The sequence below is a fragment of the Williamsia phyllosphaerae genome (genome assembly GCF_014635305.1).
GTDB classification, from domain to species: Bacteria; Actinomycetota; Actinomycetes; order Mycobacteriales; family Mycobacteriaceae; genus Williamsia_A; species Williamsia_A phyllosphaerae.
In genome coordinates this window covers 307,609-325,901 of sequence record NZ_BMCS01000002.1, presented here as the reverse complement: position 1 = coordinate 325,901, position 18,293 = coordinate 307,609, and the positions used below count along the sequence as shown (strand labels likewise).

At 67.8% G+C, this 18,293-nt stretch carries 19 protein-coding genes; 8 read left to right on the top strand and 11 right to left on the bottom strand.

The window, feature by feature from the left end; translation table 11 throughout:
- Positions 1–50: 50 nt before the first annotated feature.
- The 3 genes from efeB to efeU are packed head-to-tail and all read right to left on the bottom strand — an operon-like array spanning position 51 to position 3,512.
- Positions 51–1,358 carry an iron uptake transporter deferrochelatase/peroxidase subunit gene (efeB, locus tag IEV93_RS15440; RefSeq protein WP_188490871.1) on the bottom strand — a complete coding sequence of 436 codons (1,308 nt, stop codon included), beginning with the start codon at positions 1,356–1,358 and terminating at the stop codon, positions 51–53.
- On the bottom strand, positions 1,355–2,569 hold the full coding sequence (efeO, locus tag IEV93_RS15435; RefSeq protein WP_188490870.1) for an iron uptake system protein EfeO: 1,215 nt from the start codon (positions 2,567–2,569) through the stop codon (positions 1,355–1,357). The genes efeB and efeO overlap by 4 nt, the downstream gene beginning before the upstream one ends.
- A 25-nt stretch (positions 2,570–2,594) precedes the next feature.
- Complete coding sequence (gene efeU, locus IEV93_RS15430) at positions 2,595–3,512, bottom strand: iron uptake transporter permease EfeU (RefSeq protein WP_188490869.1); 918 nt, start codon at positions 3,510–3,512, stop codon at positions 2,595–2,597.
- Between the two features lie 203 nt (positions 3,513–3,715).
- Here efeU and IEV93_RS15425 point away from each other — a divergent pair, with 203 nt between their 5' ends.
- From IEV93_RS15425 to IEV93_RS15405, 5 genes are all read left to right on the top strand, one after another.
- Entirely contained in the window at positions 3,716–4,456 is a 741-nt protein-coding gene (locus tag IEV93_RS15425) for a lytic transglycosylase domain-containing protein (RefSeq protein WP_188491617.1), read from the top strand.
- Positions 4,457–4,608: 152 nt separating this feature from the next.
- Positions 4,609–5,895: a phosphopyruvate hydratase gene (gene eno, locus IEV93_RS15420; protein ID WP_188490868.1), complete on the top strand. Its 1,287-nt coding sequence runs from the start codon at positions 4,609–4,611 to the stop codon at positions 5,893–5,895.
- Positions 5,896–5,908: 13 nt separating this feature from the next.
- Positions 5,909–6,481, top strand: coding sequence for a septum formation initiator family protein (locus IEV93_RS15415; protein ID WP_229705219.1), 573 nt, complete (start codon positions 5,909–5,911; stop codon positions 6,479–6,481).
- Between the two features lie 10 nt (positions 6,482–6,491).
- Positions 6,492–7,028: a DUF501 domain-containing protein gene (locus tag IEV93_RS15410; protein WP_188490867.1), complete on the top strand. Its 537-nt coding sequence runs from the start codon at positions 6,492–6,494 to the stop codon at positions 7,026–7,028.
- Positions 7,025–7,966 (top strand): Ppx/GppA phosphatase family protein, encoded by a 942-nt coding sequence (locus IEV93_RS15405; RefSeq protein WP_188490866.1) that lies wholly within the window; start codon positions 7,025–7,027, stop codon positions 7,964–7,966. The genes IEV93_RS15410 and IEV93_RS15405 overlap by 4 nt, the downstream gene beginning before the upstream one ends.
- A gap of 32 nt (positions 7,967–7,998) precedes the next feature.
- On the opposite strand, the gene IEV93_RS15400 is transcribed toward IEV93_RS15405, so the two are convergent.
- The 5 genes from IEV93_RS15400 to IEV93_RS15380 form a co-directional block, all read right to left on the bottom strand.
- Complete coding sequence (locus tag IEV93_RS15400; protein WP_229705218.1) at positions 7,999–8,484, bottom strand: DUF4395 domain-containing protein; 486 nt, start codon at positions 8,482–8,484, stop codon at positions 7,999–8,001.
- A 104-nt stretch (positions 8,485–8,588) separates the two neighbouring features.
- Positions 8,589–10,022: a DHA2 family efflux MFS transporter permease subunit gene (locus IEV93_RS15395; RefSeq protein WP_188490864.1), complete on the bottom strand. Its 1,434-nt coding sequence runs from the start codon at positions 10,020–10,022 to the stop codon at positions 8,589–8,591.
- Positions 10,023–10,097: 75 nt separating this feature from the next.
- Entirely contained in the window at positions 10,098–10,373 is a 276-nt protein-coding gene (locus IEV93_RS15390) for a hypothetical protein (RefSeq protein WP_229705217.1), read from the bottom strand.
- A gap of 71 nt (positions 10,374–10,444) precedes the next feature.
- Positions 10,445–11,611, bottom strand: coding sequence for a fatty acid desaturase family protein (locus IEV93_RS15385; protein WP_229705311.1), 1,167 nt, complete (start codon positions 11,609–11,611; stop codon positions 10,445–10,447).
- Positions 11,612–11,631: 20 nt separating this feature from the next.
- Entirely contained in the window at positions 11,632–12,723 is a 1,092-nt protein-coding gene (locus tag IEV93_RS15380) for a ferredoxin reductase (protein ID WP_188490862.1), read from the bottom strand.
- Between the two features lie 154 nt (positions 12,724–12,877).
- Between IEV93_RS15380 and IEV93_RS15375 the strand changes: the two genes are divergently transcribed.
- The gene (locus IEV93_RS15375) at positions 12,878–13,573 is read left to right on the top strand and encodes a TetR family transcriptional regulator (protein WP_188490861.1); all 696 of its coding nucleotides are present in this window, start codon (positions 12,878–12,880) and stop codon (positions 13,571–13,573) included.
- A gap of 27 nt (positions 13,574–13,600) precedes the next feature.
- Positions 13,601–14,215, top strand: a complete 615-nt coding sequence (locus tag IEV93_RS15370; RefSeq protein ID WP_188490860.1) for a hypothetical protein — start codon at positions 13,601–13,603, stop codon at positions 14,213–14,215.
- 18 nt (positions 14,216–14,233) lie between these two features.
- On the opposite strand, the gene IEV93_RS15365 is transcribed toward IEV93_RS15370, so the two are convergent.
- Together IEV93_RS15365 and IEV93_RS15360 are read right to left on the bottom strand one after the other, a co-directional pair.
- Positions 14,234–14,974 (bottom strand): trypsin-like serine peptidase, encoded by a 741-nt coding sequence (locus IEV93_RS15365; RefSeq protein ID WP_188490859.1) that lies wholly within the window; start codon positions 14,972–14,974, stop codon positions 14,234–14,236.
- A gap of 56 nt (positions 14,975–15,030) precedes the next feature.
- A complete protein-coding gene (locus tag IEV93_RS15360; protein WP_188490858.1) occupies positions 15,031–16,434 on the bottom strand; it encodes an esterase-like activity of phytase family protein in 1,404 nt (467 codons plus the stop codon).
- Between the two features lie 105 nt (positions 16,435–16,539).
- On the opposite strand from IEV93_RS15360, the gene IEV93_RS15355 reads away from it, so the two are divergent.
- Complete coding sequence (locus tag IEV93_RS15355) at positions 16,540–17,397, top strand: hypothetical protein (protein WP_229705216.1); 858 nt, start codon at positions 16,540–16,542, stop codon at positions 17,395–17,397.
- A 24-nt stretch (positions 17,398–17,421) separates the two neighbouring features.
- Here IEV93_RS15355 and IEV93_RS15350 read toward each other — a convergent pair whose 3' ends face one another.
- Complete coding sequence (locus IEV93_RS15350) at positions 17,422–18,165, bottom strand: SIMPL domain-containing protein (RefSeq protein WP_188490857.1); 744 nt, start codon at positions 18,163–18,165, stop codon at positions 17,422–17,424.
- Between the last annotated feature and the right edge of the window lie 128 nt (positions 18,166–18,293).

Below are 18,293 nucleotides of genomic sequence, written 5' to 3'. Positions count from 1 at the left end.
ACGCGATGGTCAGCAGGGTGTCCCGCTGAGCGGGAAGAACTGCTGACCCGTCAGGTGAAGAGGTGCTGACCCCACCACTCGCCGGCCTTGAGCCCGGGCGGGCAGGCGAACAACGCGCTGCCGTTGTGGGTGAGGTACTCCATCATCGCGTCCTTGGAGGCCAACTGTTTCTGCATCGGGACGAACTGCTTGTCCGGATCGCGACAGTAGGCGATGAAGAACAAGCCCGCGTCGAGATGTCCGAACCCGTCGGACCCGTCGGTGAAGTTGTAGCCCCGTCGCAGGATCTGGATCCCGTTCAGGTTGTCCGGGTGGGCGAGTCGGACGTGCGCGTCGCGGGCGATCATCGGGCCGTCGGCGGTCGCCACCGCGAAGTCCGGGGTGTCGTCCTCGCGCGTCATGCCCAGGGGAGCGCCGGCACCCTTGGTGCGGCCGACGATCGCCTCCTGCTCGCTGAGGTTCGCGCGATCCCACGGTTCGATGTCCATACGGATGCGGCGGGCGACGAGGTAGCTGCCGCCGGTCATCCACTGCGCCGGGTCGGCGTTGTCGGCCGGATCGACCCAGACCCAGCGGTTGACCACATCGGTCTGCTCCGCGCGGATGTTGGCCGTCCCGTCCTTGAACCCGAACATGTTCCGCGGTGTCTGCTGGCTCACCGTGGTGGTCGAGGTACGACCGAACCCGAGCTGCGACCACCGCACGCTGACCACGCCGAAACCCATCCGGGCCAGGTTGCGGATGGCGTGAACCGCGACCTGCGGGTCGTTCGCGCACGCCTGCACACAGATGTCGCCGTAGCTGCGCGACGGCTCGATGGCGTCCTTGGCGAACGCCGGGAGGTCCTTCAACGCAGCGGGTTTGCGGTTCGCGATCCCGAAGCGGTCGGGGCGGTTCGGGTCCGACGCGCTCGGACCGAACAGGCCCGGCCCGAACCCGATGGTCAGGGTGAGTGACGACGCGTCGAGCCCCAGCGCCTCGCCGGTATCGGCGGGCGGGTTGTACTCGCCGTGGTCCACCGCGCCACCGTCGACCGTCTCGGCGCCGGTGGTCATCCGCTCGGCGGCGGCGGTCCACCGCTGCAGCATGTCGATCAGGTCGTCACGGGAGTCGGTGATGACATCGAACGACGCGAAGTGCAGACGATCCTGGGCCTCGGTGATGATGCCGGCCTGCCGGGTTCCGCGGAACGCCACCACGTTCGAACTAGACGACGAGTCGTCGTCGGCGAGCTTCGCGGCGGTGACACCACCCGCGGCGGCGACCACCACCCCCGCGCCCGTCGCCCCGAAGAGCGCACGACGGGAGAACCGCCGCTTGTTCGTCGGTTCGTCGGGAGCGGGGGTGGGTTCGGTCACTGCTGCAGAACCAATCCCGGCACCTGGCTCAGCGACTGCGAGAGCGCGTCGATCTGATCCGAGAGCGACTTGCGCTTCTCGGCGGGCACCGTGTCGTAGGAGACGTATCCGTCGCCCGATCGGAACGAGTTGATGTCGTTGCGGATGGTCTGGAACTGCGCGGTGATCTTGTCCATCAGCTGTGGGTTCTTCGCCGAGATGATCGGCTGCAGGTCCGCGATCAGCGTCTCCGAGCCGTCGATGTTGGCCGCGAAGTCGAACAGGTCGGTGTGCGAGTAGCGGTCCTCCTCACCGCCGACCTTGGTCGCCGCGATCTCGTCGACGAGGGCCTGGGGGCCCTTGACGAACGACTGCGTCTCGAAGGTGAAGTCCGGCTTGGCGACCTCGGTGACCAGACGGCCCACGTCGGTGTTCAGCTGCGCGGCGATCTTGTCGATCTCGGGCTTGGTGTCGGTCTTCTGGGCGTTGGCGAGATCGGCGGCGGCGACGTCGCTGCCCGCCTCACCCACGTCGGACTGCTTCGGCGGCCACAGGAACCGCTCGAGGCGGTGGAAACCGGTGAACGGCTCGGTGCCGTCAGCGGTGTCGTCCCAGCGCATGTCGATCGCCGGGTCGAGATCGGGGAAGGACTCGGCGACCGGCTCGATCCGCTCGTAGAACGTGCGTGTCAGACCGAACTGGGCGCGGGCGGCGTCGAGGTCGCCCGCGATGACGGCGTCGGTGAACGTCTTCGTCTGCGCCTGCAGGCCGTTGAGCTGCCCGCGGACGTAGTTGAGATAGGTCTGCTTGGCGGTGGTGACGCTCGCGGGTGCCTCCGAGCGCTCCTTCTTCTCACCGGAGACCGTCAGGTCCTTGCGGATGCCGTCGCCGACCATGCCCGGCTTGCACGCGACCTGGTAGGTGGCGGGGTCGACGATCTCGACGGTCAGCTTGCCGGTGAGGCCGGGTCCGATGTTCTCGACCTCGCCCAGCACGCGGTTGTTGTTGCCGTAGACGTAGAACTCGGTGACCTTGTTGCCGTTGTTGTTGACCGTGAAGTCGATGTTGCCCGTCTGTGCCTCCGAGGTCGCGAGGTCACATGAGTTGTCGGTCGAGGTGACCGCGATGGTCCCCTCGGAGTCCGACGACGCCTTGTCGGTGCAGGCGGCGAACAGCAGTGGTGCAGACAACGCCGCGCAGGCGGCGGCGGTGGTGATGACCCGTGATTTCACACCGGTTCCCTTTCAGTGCCGGCGCCTATGCGGCCGGAGTCTCGACTTTCGACGTCTCGACAGAACTCGGGCTGGAGTCCTGCGGACGTCGAGGGCGGAAGAACAGGGTCATGACGATGGCCAGGTAGATGACCCAGCCGATGACCTGGAGCAGCGTCGGGTCCGGACGGAAGTTGAAGATGCCCCCGAGAAGCGTTCCGTACCAGGATGACTGGTCGTAGACCGACGAGAAGTCGAAGGCGCGGGTGTTCAGTCCGGGCAGCCAGCCGACCGTCTGGATCGCGCGGATCCCGTAGGCGAGGATGCCCGCGGCCACCACCACGAGGAACGCGCCGGTATAGGTGAAGAATTTCTGCAGGTTGATGCGCACGGTGCCGAAGTAGAGGCCGATCGTGATCACGACCGCGATCACCACACCGATCAGCAGTCCCACCAGCGGCCAACTGCTGCCGGAGGTGTTCTCTGCGTAGCCGACCATCAGCAGTGCGGTCTCGAGACCCTCACGACCGACCGCGAGGAACGACAGCGCGAGAACGGCGGGCGCCCCGAGTTCCAGGGCTCGCCCCATGCCGGCTCTGAGGTCGCCGGAGATGTGCGCGGCGGCGCCGCGCATCCACAGCACCATGAAGGTGACGATGACGACCGCGACCAGGGAGGCGACACCCGCCACCGCCTCGGCGGCGAGGCCGGAGATCGTCGAGGTGCCGTAGTGGATGCCCGCGAACACCGCCAGGACCATCACGACGGCGATCGCCACGCCGGTCCAGACCCACTTGAGCGAGTCGCGGCGGTCGGATTTCACGAGGAAGGCGACGAGGATCATCACGACGATGCCGGTCTCGAGACCCTCGCGGACGCCGATCAGACCGCTGCCGAACAACTGCGACAGAACCGACGGTCCGGTCGAGTCAGCGGCGAGGACGGCGCTGGAGGCATCGATCATGTCGCGTGTGTGTCCTTCGGGGATCAGCGGGCCGCGCGCAGGGCTGCGGCGATCCGAGGGGAGCCAAGCCTATGCATCGTTCGGTAAGCCTAACTTGGGGAGAGTACCCCGATGCGGCGTGGGAACCATAACCAACCGCGACCAGTTGGCATTGTGAACAAACCACACGATCTACCGAGAGACGAGGACGCGGCGTGAATCCGTTGACCAGGGCCCGGCGCGCACTCGGCGCCGCGGCGATCGCCTGCGTGGCCGCGGTGACCCTGGCGTCGTGCGTCGACCTCCCCGGTCGCGACTCGGTGGACATCCCCGAGGGCCTCCCGCCGGGGGCGGGCGCCCCGATCCCGTTCCTCGACATCAACGCCCCCGGGCGCACCGCCGACCGGCTCGCCACCTGGGCCACGCCGCTGGCCGAATCGACGGGCATCCCGCGTATCTCGCTCGAGGCCTACGGCAACGCCGCCGAGATCCAGCGCCAGCAGCGACCCGAGTGCGGTATCGCCTGGACGACGCTGGCGGGCATCGCCGGTGTGGAGAGCAAACACGGCACCTATCGCGGCGCGCGCATCGCCGCCAACGGTGATGTCGCCCCGCCCATCCGCGGTGTACTCCTCGACGGGACCAGCGGTAACGCCAGGATCGCCGACACCGACGACGGTCAGCTCGACGGCGACGCGACGCTCGACCGTGCGATGGGGCCGTTCCAGTTCATCCCGGAGACGTGGAAGCGCTTCGGCGTCGACGCGAACGGGGACGGTGTCGCCGACCCGGACAACATCGATGACGCCGCGCTGTCGGCCGCGCGCTATCTGTGCGTCTCGGGCAAGGATCTGACGACGCCCGAGGGGTGGGAGAAGGCCGTGATGGTCTACAACCGTTCGATGCAATACGTCCTCGACGTCCGCGACCACGCGAACGCCTACTCGGTGAACGTCGCGTTCTAGGGCGGGGTCGGTCCGGTGATGCTCGGCGAGCCAGAGCCGGACCGCGCGGTGTTTGGCACTAGTCTTTGATCCGACGTCGTCACTCGGTCGGTGGTCGGTGCCCTCACCCGGTGCCGAGACCGAGAACGTTTGAAAACAACGAAGGGGCAACTGTGGCCATCATCGAACAGGTGGGAGCGCGAGAGATCCTCGACTCCCGCGGAAATCCGACCGTCGAGGTCGAGGTCGTCCTCGATGACGGAACCTTCACCCGCGCGGCGGTCCCGTCCGGCGCATCGACCGGTGAGCACGAGGCCGTCGAGCTCCGTGACGGTGGCGACCGCTACGGCGGCAAGGGTGTCACCAAGGCCGTGGAGTCGGTGCTCGGCGAGATCGCCCCGGCCGTGATCGGCATCGAAGCCGACGACCAGCGCGTGGTCGATCAGGCCCTGCTCGACCTCGACGGCACCGCCGACAAGTCCCGCCTCGGCGCGAACTCGCTCCTCGGCGTCTCGCTCGCCGTGGCCAAGGGTGCGGCCGAGTCCGCCGGTCTGCCGCTCTTCCGCTACATCGGTGGGCCGAACGCCCACATCCTGCCCGTCCCGATGATGAACATCATCAACGGAGGCGCGCACGCCGACAGCGGCGTCGACGTGCAGGAGTTCATGATCGCGCCGGTGGGTGCCCCCACCTTCAAGGAGGCCCTGCGCTGGGGCGCCGAGGTCTACCACTCGCTGAAGTCGGTGCTCAAGGCCAAGGGCCTGTCCACCGGTCTCGGCGACGAGGGCGGTTTCGCCCCCGACCTCGCGGGCACCAAGGCCGCGCTCGACCTCATCCTCGAGGCCATCACCAAGGCCGGACTGACCCCGGGCCGCGACATCGCGCTGGCCCTCGACGTCGCGGCCACCGAGTTCTACACCGCGGGAACCGGATACGCCTTCGAGCGTGAGACGAAGTCGGCGCAGGAGATGTCGGCGTTCTACTCCGAACTCGTCGACGCCTACCCGCTGGTGTCCATCGAGGATCCGCTCGACGAGAACGACTGGGACGGCTGGGTGTCGCTGACCGAGTCGATCGGCGACAAGGTCCAGCTCGTGGGTGACGATCTGTTCGTCACCAACCCCGAGCGCCTCGAGGACGGCATCAACAAGGGTGCCGCCAACGCGCTGCTGGTGAAGGTCAACCAGATCGGCACGCTGACCGAGACCCTCGACGCCGTCGCGCTGGCCCACAACAACGGCTACAAGACGATGATGAGCCATCGGTCCGGCGAGACCGAGGACACCACCATCGCCGATCTCGCCGTGGCCTGCAGCTGCGGTCAGATCAAGACCGGTGCGCCGGCACGCAGCGAGCGCGTCGCGAAGTACAACCAGCTGCTCCGTATCGAAGAGGGACTCGGCGACGCCGCGCGGTATGCGGGCGATCTCGCGTTCCCGCGCTTCTCGTTCGAGAGCTGAATCGAGAACTGCCATGGCACAGCGGAAGAAGCCGGACGGTCGGACGCGGAGGACTGCGCGTCCGACCTCGGGTCGCCGTGTCGAGGGCAGGCGCGAACAACGACGCGACCTCCGCCGTGCCGACGGTGGTCTGCAGGGGCGGATGTCGTCCGAACGCCCGGACGCCGCGGCCGACGGCGGCGTCGTCGAGAGCGGTGCGACCACGGGGCGGGTGCGGGGACTGAGCCCCAAGCGCGCGGTTGTCCTCGCGCTGGTCCTCAGCGTCGTCGCGCTCACGCTCGCGGTCCCGCTGCGGACCTACTTCTCGCAGCGGTCCGAGTTCGATCAGCTGCGCAGCACCAACTCCTCGCTGCGGCAGGAGGTCTCGGATTACCAGGCCAAGGTCGACGAGCAGAGCGATCCGGCGAACATCGCCGCACTGGCTCGTGATCGGCTGCAGTTCGTCATGCCGGGGGACAAGGCGCTGGTGATGCAGTTCCCGACGCCGCCGGAGAAGAGCGACGAGCAGAAACGCGCCGAGCGCCGTGCGGGCGACCCCTGGTACTCGCAGCTGCTGGAGTCGGTGTCCACGCCGGCGGAGAAGTGAGCCCGCGCCGGTGACTTCTGTGTCGCAGGCCGATCTCGACGCGGTCGCCGAGCAGCTCGGTCGTGAGCCGCGTGGGGTGCTGGCCGTCAGCTACCGCACCCCCGACGGGGTGCCCGCGGTCGTCATGACCGCGCCCCGGCTGCCCGACGGGACCCCGTTCCCGACCCTGTACTACCTCACCGATCCGCGACTGACCGCCGAGGCAAGTCGGTTGGAATCGGCCGGTGTCATGCGGGCCATGAGCCGACGCCTGACCACCGACACCGACCTGGCGCAGCGTTACCGTCGCGCCCACGAGGCCTACCTGGCCGAGCGCGACGAGATCGATTCTCTCGGAACAGATTTCACCGGTGGCGGCATGCCCGATCGCGTGAAATGCCTGCACGTGTTGATGGCGCACTCGCTGGCCAAGGGGGTGGGGGTCAACCCGCTCGGTGACGAGGCGGTCGCGCTGGCCGCGCAGTCGCGGCTGCGGGGGACGGCCCTGCCCGCGGACTGGCCGCAGGTGTCGGACTTCCCCGATCTGACCGAGGGCGACGAGTCGTGAGCGTCGTCGCCGCGGTGGACTGCGGAACCAACTCCATCCGGCTGCTCATCGCCCGGCGTGGCGACGACGGACTCGTCGACCTGCATCGCGAGATGCGTGTCGTGCGACTCGGCGAGGGGGTCGACGCCACCGGGTCGTTCACCGACGCGGCCGTGGCCAGAACGCGAGCGGCACTGTCGGACTACGCGGCGATCATGGCCGACCACCACGTCACCGCCGTCCGGATGGTCGCCACCTCGGCGACCCGCGACGCATCCAACCGGGGCGAGTTCTTCGACATGACCCGCGAGCTGCTCGACCCCATCGTGGCGGGGTCGGTGGCCGAGGTGATCACCGGTGACGAGGAGGCGCGGTTGTCGTTCGCCGGCGCCGTCGGCGAGTTCGACACGGCCGACGGACCGTTCGTGGTCACCGATCTCGGTGGCGGGTCCACCGAGGTCGTCCTCGGCCGCGATGGCGACGTCACCGCGGCGTTCTCCGCGAACATCGGGTGCGTCCGACTGACCGAACGGGTGCTGGCGTCCGATCCGCCGACCGCCGACGAGATCACCACGGCTCGGGGAGTTGTCCGCGACGAGCTGGCGCGCGCGTTCGGCGCCGTGCCGGTCGCCCAGGCGTCGACGTGGGTCGGTGTCGCGGGCACCATGACCACACTGGCCGCGTTGGCCGCGGATCTGTCGACCTACGATCCCGAGCTGATCCACCGCTCACGGATGTCCTTCGAACGCCTACGCGAGGTCTGCGAACGACTGATCGCGATGACCCGCGCCGAACGTGCGGCACTGGGCCCGATGCACCCCGGCCGCGTCGACGTCATCGGTGGCGGTTCCCTGGTGACCCTGGAACTCGCGAGCGTGCTCGAGGCAGAGGCGGGCATCACCGAACTGGTGGTCAGCGAGCATGACATCCTCGACGGCATCGCACTGTCGATCAGCTGAGCCGATCAGCTGAGGCCGGGACGGGCCTGACGTCAGGCCGGCTGGCGCAGCGAGATGTTGTTGCAGGCCTCGCACACGCTCTGCGGGATCACTCCGCGACGCTGCAGGAAGCCGAAGACGATGCAGCCCAGGCAGATACCCAGAACCGACTCCAACAGTGCGGCGACCACGACCAGTGCCGCGACGATCTGCGCCGCCAGGCCGTGGCCCAGCAGACTGAGCACGAATGCGACCCCGGTGATGGTGAGGCCGATGGCCTGCGCGAACCGCTTGGGTGGCCCCGGCACCATCTTGGTGAGACCGAGCCTCGGCACGATGACGCGCACCGACAGCTGTCCGAACGGCGACAGCGTCGGCCCGGAGATGACACGCAACAGGAAGCCGAAGGCGAGGATCCCGTAGAGGACGGGCTGGTCGACCGCGATGGTGACGATCGCGAGGATCACCACGAGTCCGGCGGTGGTCCGGGCGGCGTACTCGTTGACCGGGTTCGGGAACTTCAGCGATGTCGGCAGCACGGTGACGACCGTAATGGGGTCTGACCTGCGCGACAAGTGTTCACCGCACGGTGGTGTTTTATCCCGCATCGGGAATATTCTCCGCGTCGGTGCCGACCGGAGGGTCAGGCGGTGACGGACTCCTCGTCCACGACCGTCTCCAGGTGTGCCTTGACCTCGGAGATGCCGGGCAGCAGAGCACTGCACAGCGCCGCCAGCGCGTAGCCGATGATCGGCACCCATGCCGCGATGGTGAGCGCATGGAGGAGTTCGGACTGGGTGTATCGGCCGGCGGCACCGAAGAACAGCACCCCGGTGACCGCGATCCCGAGTGCGCCGCCGACCTGTTGGAACGTGCCGAGGACGCCGGACGCGGCCCCGGAGTCCGCCGCGTCGACCGTGGCGAGGGCGATGTCGAGCAGGGGGACCATCATCACGGTGAGACCGATCCCGGCGATGGCCATCGGGATCACCGTGTCCCACGCCGAGTAGTCCGCGCCGGTGGAATCGAACACGTAGATCGTCCAGGCCGTGCCGACGGCCATCAACGTCCCGCCGATGGCGGGCAGGATGCGCCCGAGACGGGCCACGAGGGCCGCGGCCACCCCGGCGGCCAACGTCGCGCCGATGCTGAACGGCAGCGTCAGAGCGCCCGACACCATGGCGGTGAACCCCAGACCGGTCTGTACGTAGAGCGCGAGGATGAGGAAGAACGCGTTGATCGATCCCTGGAACAGGAACTGGATCGTCAGGCCGCCGGTGAACCCGCGGTTGGCGAACAGCCGCAGCGGCATCATCGCGCTGTCGGCGCCGTGGCGACGTTCGTTGAGCACGAACAGTGCGAGCACCACCGGTGAGAGCGCCATCAGCAGATAGGACCAGATCGGCCAGCCGAGCTGTCGTCCCTCGACCAGTGGGTACACGATCAGCAGGATGCCGCCGACCGCGAGCAACACCCCGAGTGGATCCAGGGGCGAGGGCCGATCGGCCTTCGAGTTCGGCACCAGCACAAGGGCTGCGATGACGATGACGATCCCGATGGGGATGTTGATGAAGAAAATGGAGCGCCAGCCGCCGCCGAGCGGGTTGTTCGTGACCAGCCAGCCGCCCAGGACGGGGCCGATGACGGCCGCCATCGCGGTGATCACACCGATGACGGCGAAGATCGCGGCCCGCTCCCTGGGCTTGTAGAGCACCTGCACGCTGGCGAGCACCTGCGGCACCATCAACCCCGCGAAGAGACCCTGGGCCACCCGGGACGCGACGAGGGTCTCCCCGTTCTGGGCCAGCGACGCGGTCAACGACGCGAGCGTGAACCCGGTGATGCCCGCGATGAAGACCCGTTGGCGACCGTAGCGGTCACCCAGCCGGCCCGAGGTGATCAGGACGCCGGCGAAGGCCAGGACATAGCCGCTGACGATCCACTCGAGCTGTGACGGCGTGCTGCCTAGATCGTCGCGGATCGCGGGCAGGGCCACGTTCACGATGGTGACGTCCATGAGATCCATGAACATCGCGAACGTCAGAACGGCCATGGCCAGGCCGCGGAAGCGGGTCATGGGCTCAGAGAGTAACGGTCAGGTCGGACAGATGTACGACCGTGAGCGTGCGGAACGACCAGGAGTGCCGAACGGCTAGGAGCGACGCTCGTCGGGCAGATATTCACCCTGGGTGTCGATCACGTCGTCGGGGGAGGGGAGTTGCGGCAGATCGTCGAGGTCGCCCTCGTCGATCTGCGCCTTCTTCGCCGCCTCGCGCATCTCGACGCCGTCGGCGACCAGGTCGCCGATCTCGCGCGTGATGTCGACGATGGCCCCGGTGATGATGGTGGCGATACGTCCGACGTGCGAGGCCGTCGACTCCACGGCCTCCTGCAGCAGGTCCTTGTTGCGTTCGAACTTGCCGACCATCGGCTACACCACCCTCATCGGTCCGGGGCCGTCACCGTGTGCGGGTCGCCTCGCGGCGCCCCACACACCGATCAGGCGACTCCCTTGCGTTCGCGCTCGACCTTAACACTGAAGTTGTCGTCGTCCTCGGTCCAGGAATTGGGCAGCGAGAGCTTCGCGATCTTCTTCCAGGTCGAGAAGATCTGGTGGCTGAAAGTGCCTGTGTTGTAGGGCAATCCGTGCTTCTCGCAGATCGCGCGCACCTCGGGGGCGATCTCCGGGTACCGGTTGGCCGGGATGTCGGGGAACAGGTGGTGCTCGATCTGGTGCGAGAGGTTCCCGCTCATGATGTGGAACAGCGGGGTGCCGGTGATGTTGGCCGAGCCGAGCATCTGACGCAGGTACCACTGACCCTTGGTCTCGTTCTCGCACTCTTCCGGGGTGAACGTCTGGACTCCGGACGGGAAGTGTCCGCAGAAGATGATCGAGAACGTCCACAGGTTGCGGACCAGGTTCGCGCTGACGTTGCCCGCGACCGTGATCGGGAACAGCGGTCCGGTCAGGGCGGGGAAGACGATGTAGTCCTTGAGGACCTGCTTGCTGGCCTTGCGCCACATGCCCTTCGCGAGGCCCTTGATGTCGGTCCACTTGCGCTTGCCCTGCACGATGTTCTCGGCCTCGAGGTCGTGCAGCATGACGCCCCACTCGAAACCGACCATCAGCATCGATGCGTACAGCAGGTTGCCGAGGTAGTAGGGGTTCCACTCCTGGTCACGGTCCATGCGCATGATGCCGTACCCGATGTCGCGGTCCTCGCCGACGATGTTGGTGAAGGTGTGGTGCATGTAGTTGTGGCTGTGGCGCCACTGGTCGGCGGGGCACACGGTGTCCCACTCGAACTCGCGGGAGTTCAGCGACGGCTCACGCATCCAGTCGTACTGGCCGTGCATGACGTTGTGGCCGATCTCCATGTTGTCGAGGATCTTCGACACCGCGAGCGAACCGACACCGGCGATCCAGGCCGGCGGGAACCAACCGAGGTAGGCCAATCCGCGACCGGCGACCTCGAATCCACGCTGCGCCTTGATGATCTTGTAGATGTAGTCGCGGTCCGACTGACCGAGGTCGGCGACGATGCGCGCACGCAGTTCGTCGAGCTCGCGCCCGAGGGCCTCGACCTCCTCGTAGGACAGGATCAGTTCGGTCTTTTTCGACCCGGTCGACTTGTCGTCGGCCTCGGTGCTGGTGGAAAGCTGCATGATCGTCATGGTGTCTCCTTCTAGATGTCGATCTCGACGTCGCCGACCGGCGCGGAGATACAGAGTTGGATGTGGGTGTCGGAATCGGTGTCGACGTCCCCGGTGAGCACGTTGCGGGTGCACCCGGACTTCTTCACCGCGCTGCAGGAGAAGCAGATGCCCATGCGGCACCCGAACTCCGGCGTCAACCCGGCGGCCTCGGCCTGCTCGAGGATCGTGTGGCCGTCGTTCTCGGCCGAGCGGGCCGACGACGCGAACGACAGCGTGCCGCTGACCGGCTCATTCGGGTCCGGCGCCACCGACGGCGCGGTGAACGCCTCGCTGTGCAGAGCGTCGTCGAGGTCGCGTTCGGTGTAGAACTCCCGAACCGCGTCCATCAGGCCGGCGGGGCCGCAGAGGAAGGTCTGCGCCTGGGCGAACCGAGGCGCGAGTTCGGTGAGATGCTCCGGCCGGAAATGTCCGTTCGGACCGTCGGTGTCGGTGTGGCGGGTGTAGATGGTGTGGACATCGATCCACGGGTTCGCGGCGGCGAGCGCGTTCAGCTCGTCGGCGTAGACGGCGTCGGCCGGGGTGGTCGCGTAGTGGATGAACACAGCCGAACCGTTGTGCCGTTCGGCCACGAGCGTGCGCAGCATTGAGAGTACAGGTGTAATCCCACTGCCCCCACTGATGAACACGGCCTGCTCGGGTCGCTGCTGCGGCAGGACGAAGTCGCCAGTGGCGGGCTGCAGGCCCATCACGTCGCCGGTGGCCGCGTGGTCGCGGAGATGGCGGGAGACGAAGCCGTCGTCGTGCGCGGTGATCGTCAGCTCGATGAACCCGTCCGGACCGCACTCGGCGTTGGCCGGCGAGAAACAGCGGGTGTGGCGGACGCCCTTGATGACGGTGCTGAGCTGGATGTACTGCCCTGCGCGGAAGCCGGTCCACTGTCGTGTCGGCGCCAGGGTGAGCGTCACGGTGCGGGCGGTGTCCCGTCGGACGTCGACCACGCGGCCACGCAGATCGCTCCACGTGATCATGGGGTCGACGAGTTCGAGATAGCGGTCCACCGGGTGCGGTGCCAGCGCGGCTTCGATCACCGAGCTCAGCATCGACGGAAAGCGGTCGAGCATCGCTGCCTCCAGAGGGTGCGGGAATGGGGCTGTGCGGTCCATCAGATTTCGGTGAACACTTGTACACGGATAGTGTGCCATCCCGACGGGTGTGATGGTCAAGCATCGTGGGATGTAACAACCGTCACAGGGCCGGTTCTCCTACACTTGCCCCGTGTCGCGGTCCAGAAACCACGCCTCGCCTCCCCGACCGCCGACCCGGTCGGCTGCGGTCGACGCGTCCGAGAGTCGTTCAGCGCGCAAGGGGCGTACCCGGCAGGCGCTGCTCGACGAGACCCTTGCGCTCGTCTCCGACCGCAGTTTCGCGAGCCTGAGCCTGCGTGAGGTGGCCAAGGCCGCGGGCATCGTCCCCACCGCCTTCTACCGGCACTTCGCCTCGATGGAAGACCTCGGTGTCACCGTGGTCGAGGACTCCATGCGCGTCCTCCGCAAGACGCTGCGTGAGGGACGTCGCGACCTCGCGACCCGCAATGCCGTACCCACCGTGAAGAGTTCGGTGGCGATCCTCGTCACACAGGTGCGCGAGAACGAGGAGCAGTTCCGGTTCCTGATCCGCGAGCAGCACGGCGGGGTGTCGGAGATCCGCCGCGCCATCGACACCGAGTTGCGGTTGTTCGTGAAGGAACTGGCCATCGACCTGTCCCGGATACCCGAGCTGGCGCACTGGGGCGCCGACGATCTGGAACTGGCCGCCGATCTCATGGTGAACGTGCTGCTGCAGGCGGTGGCCGAGATGCTCGAGGCCAACCGGCGTGACAACGGTGACGACCGCGAGGTGACGGCGCGCTCGGAGCGCAAGCTGGTCATGGTCATCCTCGGCATGAATTCGTGGCGCACGTCCCGGCAATAGTCGACCGTCGGTGAGAAACTGCCTGTCATGACCGGCGACCCGACACCGCCTGACCCCGACCACACCGACGCACCGCCGCCGACCGGCCACGTGGGCCCGTCGCGCGGTGTCGTCATCACGCTCGGCGTGCTGATCGTGGTGTTCGTCTTCGGTCTCGCGGCCATCGTCGGGTACTGGGTGCTCGGTCGATCCGACTCGGGTGGCGCCCTTCCCACCACGGCGCCGATCGAGTCCGCGGCACCGAGCGCGTCGACGGCACCGAGTACGTCGACGGTCACGGTGACACCGTCGGGCGAGCCGGCGACCACCACCCGCGGACCCGCGAGCAGTACGTCGTCGACCACCGGTTCGACGCCGGTGACCACGGCGCCGGGGGCGCCTGAGGGTTCCCGGGCGTGCCCGATCGTCTACGGGCAGACCGGCCTCTACGAGGCGTCGTCGGTCGGGACATCGGCCACGACCTGTGGTTTCGCCGAGCAGGTCCGGCTGGCCTACTCCGCCAGCGGCCCGCCCGGACAGCTCCCGCGCACGGTGCGGGCGACGAGTCCGGAGACCGGGCAGCGGATCGCGATGATGTGCGCGGCGCAGGGGCCGATCGTGACGTGCAACGGCGGCGACGACGCCCTGGTCTACCTGTACTGATCGATCGGGTGCGGCGGTTCAGCAGACCGCGGCGCCGGTGGACGGTGCCGTGTCGCCCGGTCCGCCGTCGTCGGCGCGTGCGATCAGCGCGGTCAGATCGGAGTCGAAGACGGGGGAGTGGGAGATGAAGCTGACGCAGCCGCCCTGGTTGTAGCCGCCGACCAGGCCGATCGTCGTGGTGCGACCGGTCATCCAGGGTGAGCCACTCGTCCCGTCCACGAGTCCGCGGCAGGTCACCGTCGGGGAGTCCCGCGCCTCCCGGGTACGGCCGCGGCAGCCGATGGGGGTGTCACCCGACCCGGCGCCGTACCCGACGACCCGGACGGCCCTCCCGATACCGAACGACCCGACTGTGAAGCCGCGGCCGGTCACCGACTCGAGTGTGCGATGCGCGGTCGTCGGGTCGGATCGCACGCGGAGCACCGCGTAGTCCCGGTTGACGTCCTGGCCCGTGAGCCAGCCGGGATCGAGATAGACCGACGTGACCGTCCACTCACCGAAGGGTGCCTGCGACACCCGGTATGCGGGAACGTAGGTGATCGGACCGGTCTCGCCGGTCAGGCAGTGCGCCGCGGTGAGGACGAGATCGCCGGAGCGACTGTGGACCGATTCCGCGGTGCAGGTGTGTCGGTCGGTGTCCCCGACGAAGAGCGCGCCGATCCTGCGGTTGGCGTGGACGTCGATCGACGTCGACGAGGCCGCGCCACCGATCAACGCCGAGGCCACGACGACCACCACGAAGATCAACACGTGCCGCATCGCTGTGATGCTAGCGACGCCGGTCGCAGACTGCGCTGGTCAGTCGGGCCGGTGGGTCATTTGCCCGCTTGCGGGAGCCGGGTCGTGTCGACGACCAGGATCTCGCCGGAGTCCTGCTTGCCGTCGGGCAGGATCTTCGGCCTCAGCGTGAACGGCGGGGTGTCCTTGGCGAGGCCGGTCAGTCCGAAGTCGCTGTCGTTGGAGATGACCAGGGTCGACCCGCCGTCGAGGACGGCGACACCCTCCACCTTGTCGTGGCCGAAGAACGCCCCGGACGGGTCGATCCGGGTGACCAGCGCGCCCAGATCGAGGTCGAGGGTCTTTGTCGCGGTGGTGATCCGGGCCGCTCGCAGCGTCTCGATCGCCGCGGTGTCGGTGCCGACGCCCACCGTGGTCTCGATGGCGCGCCCGGCGATCTGCAGGCCGCCGGCGTCGGCCACGTATCGCGCGCCGGGGACCGTCGACCGTGGCCCGACGTCGGTCGCGTCGGCGATGTCGGCGACGTAGAGCTTCTTGTCGGCTCCGGGTTCGAGCTTGCCGTCGCGTTCGTCGACGATGAAACGTGTGTTGCTCAGCGCGGTGATCTCCGAGACGGCGACCTTGGTCTTCTGCGGATTGGCCAGCGGGTACAGGTACTCCGACACCGCCTTGCTGGTCAGGTTCACCGTCACGATGCGGGTCAGCGGAACGGATTTGGCGGATCCCTTCAGCCCGGGGGTCTTGAGGGCCGACTGCATGACGCCGACGAGGGTGGTGCCGTCGGGGGTGATGGTGAGTCCCTCCATGCCCTGGTTCGGGGTGCGCAGCGACAGCTCCCGCGGCAGCGTGCCGTCGAACGGTGACAGGCGGGCGATCTCCTTGCCGGTGGCGTCGAAGTGCACGAGGTAGGGGCCGTATTCGTCGGACACCCAGAAGGTCCCGTCGGCCAGGGCGACCAGCCCCTCGGTGTCGAGGCCGTGGTCGGATCGCGGCAGTGCGCGGCCGTCGATGTCGACGAGGGATTCACCGGTGTCGGCGCGTGGGTCCACCCGACCGTTCAGTGGGACGCCGTCGGTGCCGGACAGGGTGATCGTCTTTGTCAGTTCGGCGCGGCCGTCGGACAGCCGGAACCGTCCGATGGCCGGATGGAAGTCGGGGAGCGGCAACACCTTCTCGGTGTCGGTGCGGCCGTCGACGTTCGGCCCGCGGTCGGTCAGTCCGTAGAACTCGTCGCGGGTACCCGGTACCGGGGTCAGCGCGGACCCGTAGGCGCTCCCGCCGATCGTGACGCCGCCGATGGTCGCCAGTGGCGCGATGTCGGTGGTGTAGAGCGTGACCGCTCGCGATGCGCCCGCGGCGGAGGTCGCGGTGGCGCTCGCGGTGTCGGAACCGGTGCCCGACTCCGAGGACGACGAGCAGGCGCTGGATGCGACAATCAGCGCAATTCCGGCGGGGACCAACAACTTTCGGACCATGTGCATCGGGAAGGGATACCAGCCGTGGTCGAATCGCAGGTGGCGGTCAGATGAACAACGATGCGGGTGTCCGCACCCTGCCGTTCATTACCTCGGCATAACTTCTCGCTCATGAGCCGCATCCGACTGCCCCTTTCCCTGCGCGTCCTCGTCACCGCGGCGGCCACCGTCGTCTCGATCACCGCCGCCGCCGGGGTCGCCTCGGCCGACGCCAACGCCACGCCGGACTACGAGGTCAAGCTGGATCTGCTCGCGTCGTCGCTGGACAGTTCGGGTGTGCCGTCGGCGGCCGTGCGCAGCGCCTTCGGGCTGTCGTCGACCGCGTCGTCGCGCTCCTACGAGTACTTCGACACCAGTTCGGGTGCCCTGGGGGCGCAGGGCTGGAGTGTGCGACTGCGGCACAAGACCGGCAAGAACCTGGAACTCAACTACAAGAAGCGATTCGACGTGTCGAACGACGACGTGACGTCGGCACTCGACACCGCCAACCGGGCCGGATTCGATTCGTCGGACACGAACTACGACGCCCAGGTCGACTGGGGGTACAGCCGGCAGGAGCTCAGCTTCAGCAACGACAAGTCGGCGAGCGGGTCGAACTACTCGGGGACCTCGCTGCCCGCGGTGTCGACCGCGCGGTCACTGCTCGTGACGAACATCCCCGGCAAGCTCGACGACTGGACCGGGAAGCACTGGGGTACCGATCGCCTGACCGAGTCGGCGGCCCATGGACCGGTGACGACCAAGGTCTACAGCGGGTCCTGGCAGGGGACCGAGCCGAGCATCGAGGTGCTGACGGTCCCCGCGGCGTCGGGCAGTGGGACGCAGACGGTCATCGAGTTGTCGTTCACTGCCGACACCCGCTCCGAGGCGGCCGGTTTGCGGGCGAAGGCCATCTCACTCACCGACTCGAACGCGTGGCTGTACCACGGGGACATCCTCAAGACCGAACTGATCCTCGACCGGCTCTAGTCCGGTCCGGGGCGCTCGGTCGGGTCAGTCCAGTGCCCACTTCACGCTGACCGAGACGTTGATGGTCTGTTGTCCCGGTTCGATGGGGACCGCCAGGCTGGACGATGCGCTGCGGTCCGAGTTCGCCGACTGCTCCTGGCCGCTGATGTTCTCCGAGATCGACAGCACCTTCCCGAGACCGGCGTCGGAGAGCTTCGCGTACTGTTCGGCGCGGTCCTTCGCGTCGGCGAAGGCGCGGGACCGGGCGTCGGACAGCAGTTTCGAGTTGTCGTCGACCCGGAACGACACGCCGGACAGTCGCGTGGCGTTGCCACCGGCCGACACCGCGTCGCCGAGCACCGTGGACGCCTTGGCCAGGTCACGGACGGTGACCCGCAGGGTGTTGGTGGCCTGATATCCGGAGATCGCGTTGCTGCCGCCCGGGAGGGCACCCGCGTATTGCGGGGTGATGGAGACCTGCTGGGTCTGCACGTCCTTGCGGTCGACGCCTGCGGACACCACCGCGTCGGTGACGGTGCGGACGCTGCTGTTGGCCTGAGCGATCGCCGCGGTCACGTCGGCGGCCTGGGTCTCGACGCCGATCTGTGCGGTGAGTGTGTCCGGGGTGCCCTGCACCTCACCGACACCGTTGACGGTCACCGCGGGCGGGCCGTCGGCCGAGGACGAGGCGGGCGAGCTGTCGCTGCCACATGCCGTGACCAGCGTCAGGACGAGCAGTAGGGCGCCGGCGCCGAGTGCAGCCCGCGGGGATTGGCGAAGACGTGTCATCGGAACAGTGTCCCCGATGCCCTGGTGGGGCGAGCGACGAATCGAACTAAAACGTGTTCTAGTTCCGGTCTCCCGGCGTAGCATCCACAACCACCGCAGATCGACGACGATCGTGGGTGACGATTGGG

Coding starts and splice junctions, on each gene's coding strand:
- efeU (WP_188490869.1), bottom strand. CDS start 3,512: ATGATCGATGCCTCCAGCGCCGTCCTCGCCGCTGACTCGACCGGACCG.
- IEV93_RS15350 (WP_188490857.1), bottom strand. CDS start 18,165: ATGACACGTCTTCGCCAATCCCCGCGGGCTGCACTCGGCGCCGGCGCC.
- IEV93_RS15390 (WP_229705217.1), bottom strand. CDS start 10,373: ATGGTCGGCAAGTTCGAACGCAACAAGGACCTGCTGCAGGAGGCCGTG.
- IEV93_RS15365 (WP_188490859.1), bottom strand. CDS start 14,974: ATGCGGCACGTGTTGATCTTCGTGGTGGTCGTCGTGGCCTCGGCGTTG.
- IEV93_RS15370 (WP_188490860.1), top strand. CDS start 13,601: ATGACCGGCGACCCGACACCGCCTGACCCCGACCACACCGACGCACCG.
- IEV93_RS15355 (WP_229705216.1), top strand. CDS start 16,540: ATGAGCCGCATCCGACTGCCCCTTTCCCTGCGCGTCCTCGTCACCGCG.
- IEV93_RS15395 (WP_188490864.1), bottom strand. CDS start 10,022: ATGACCCGCTTCCGCGGCCTGGCCATGGCCGTTCTGACGTTCGCGATG.
- IEV93_RS15385 (WP_229705311.1), bottom strand. CDS start 11,611: ATGCAGCTTTCCACCAGCACCGAGGCCGACGACAAGTCGACCGGGTCG.
- IEV93_RS15380 (WP_188490862.1), bottom strand. CDS start 12,723: ATGCTCGACCGCTTTCCGTCGATGCTGAGCTCGGTGATCGAAGCCGCG.
- IEV93_RS15415 (WP_229705219.1), top strand. CDS start 5,909: ATGGCACAGCGGAAGAAGCCGGACGGTCGGACGCGGAGGACTGCGCGT.
- IEV93_RS15360 (WP_188490858.1), bottom strand. CDS start 16,434: ATGCACATGGTCCGAAAGTTGTTGGTCCCCGCCGGAATTGCGCTGATT.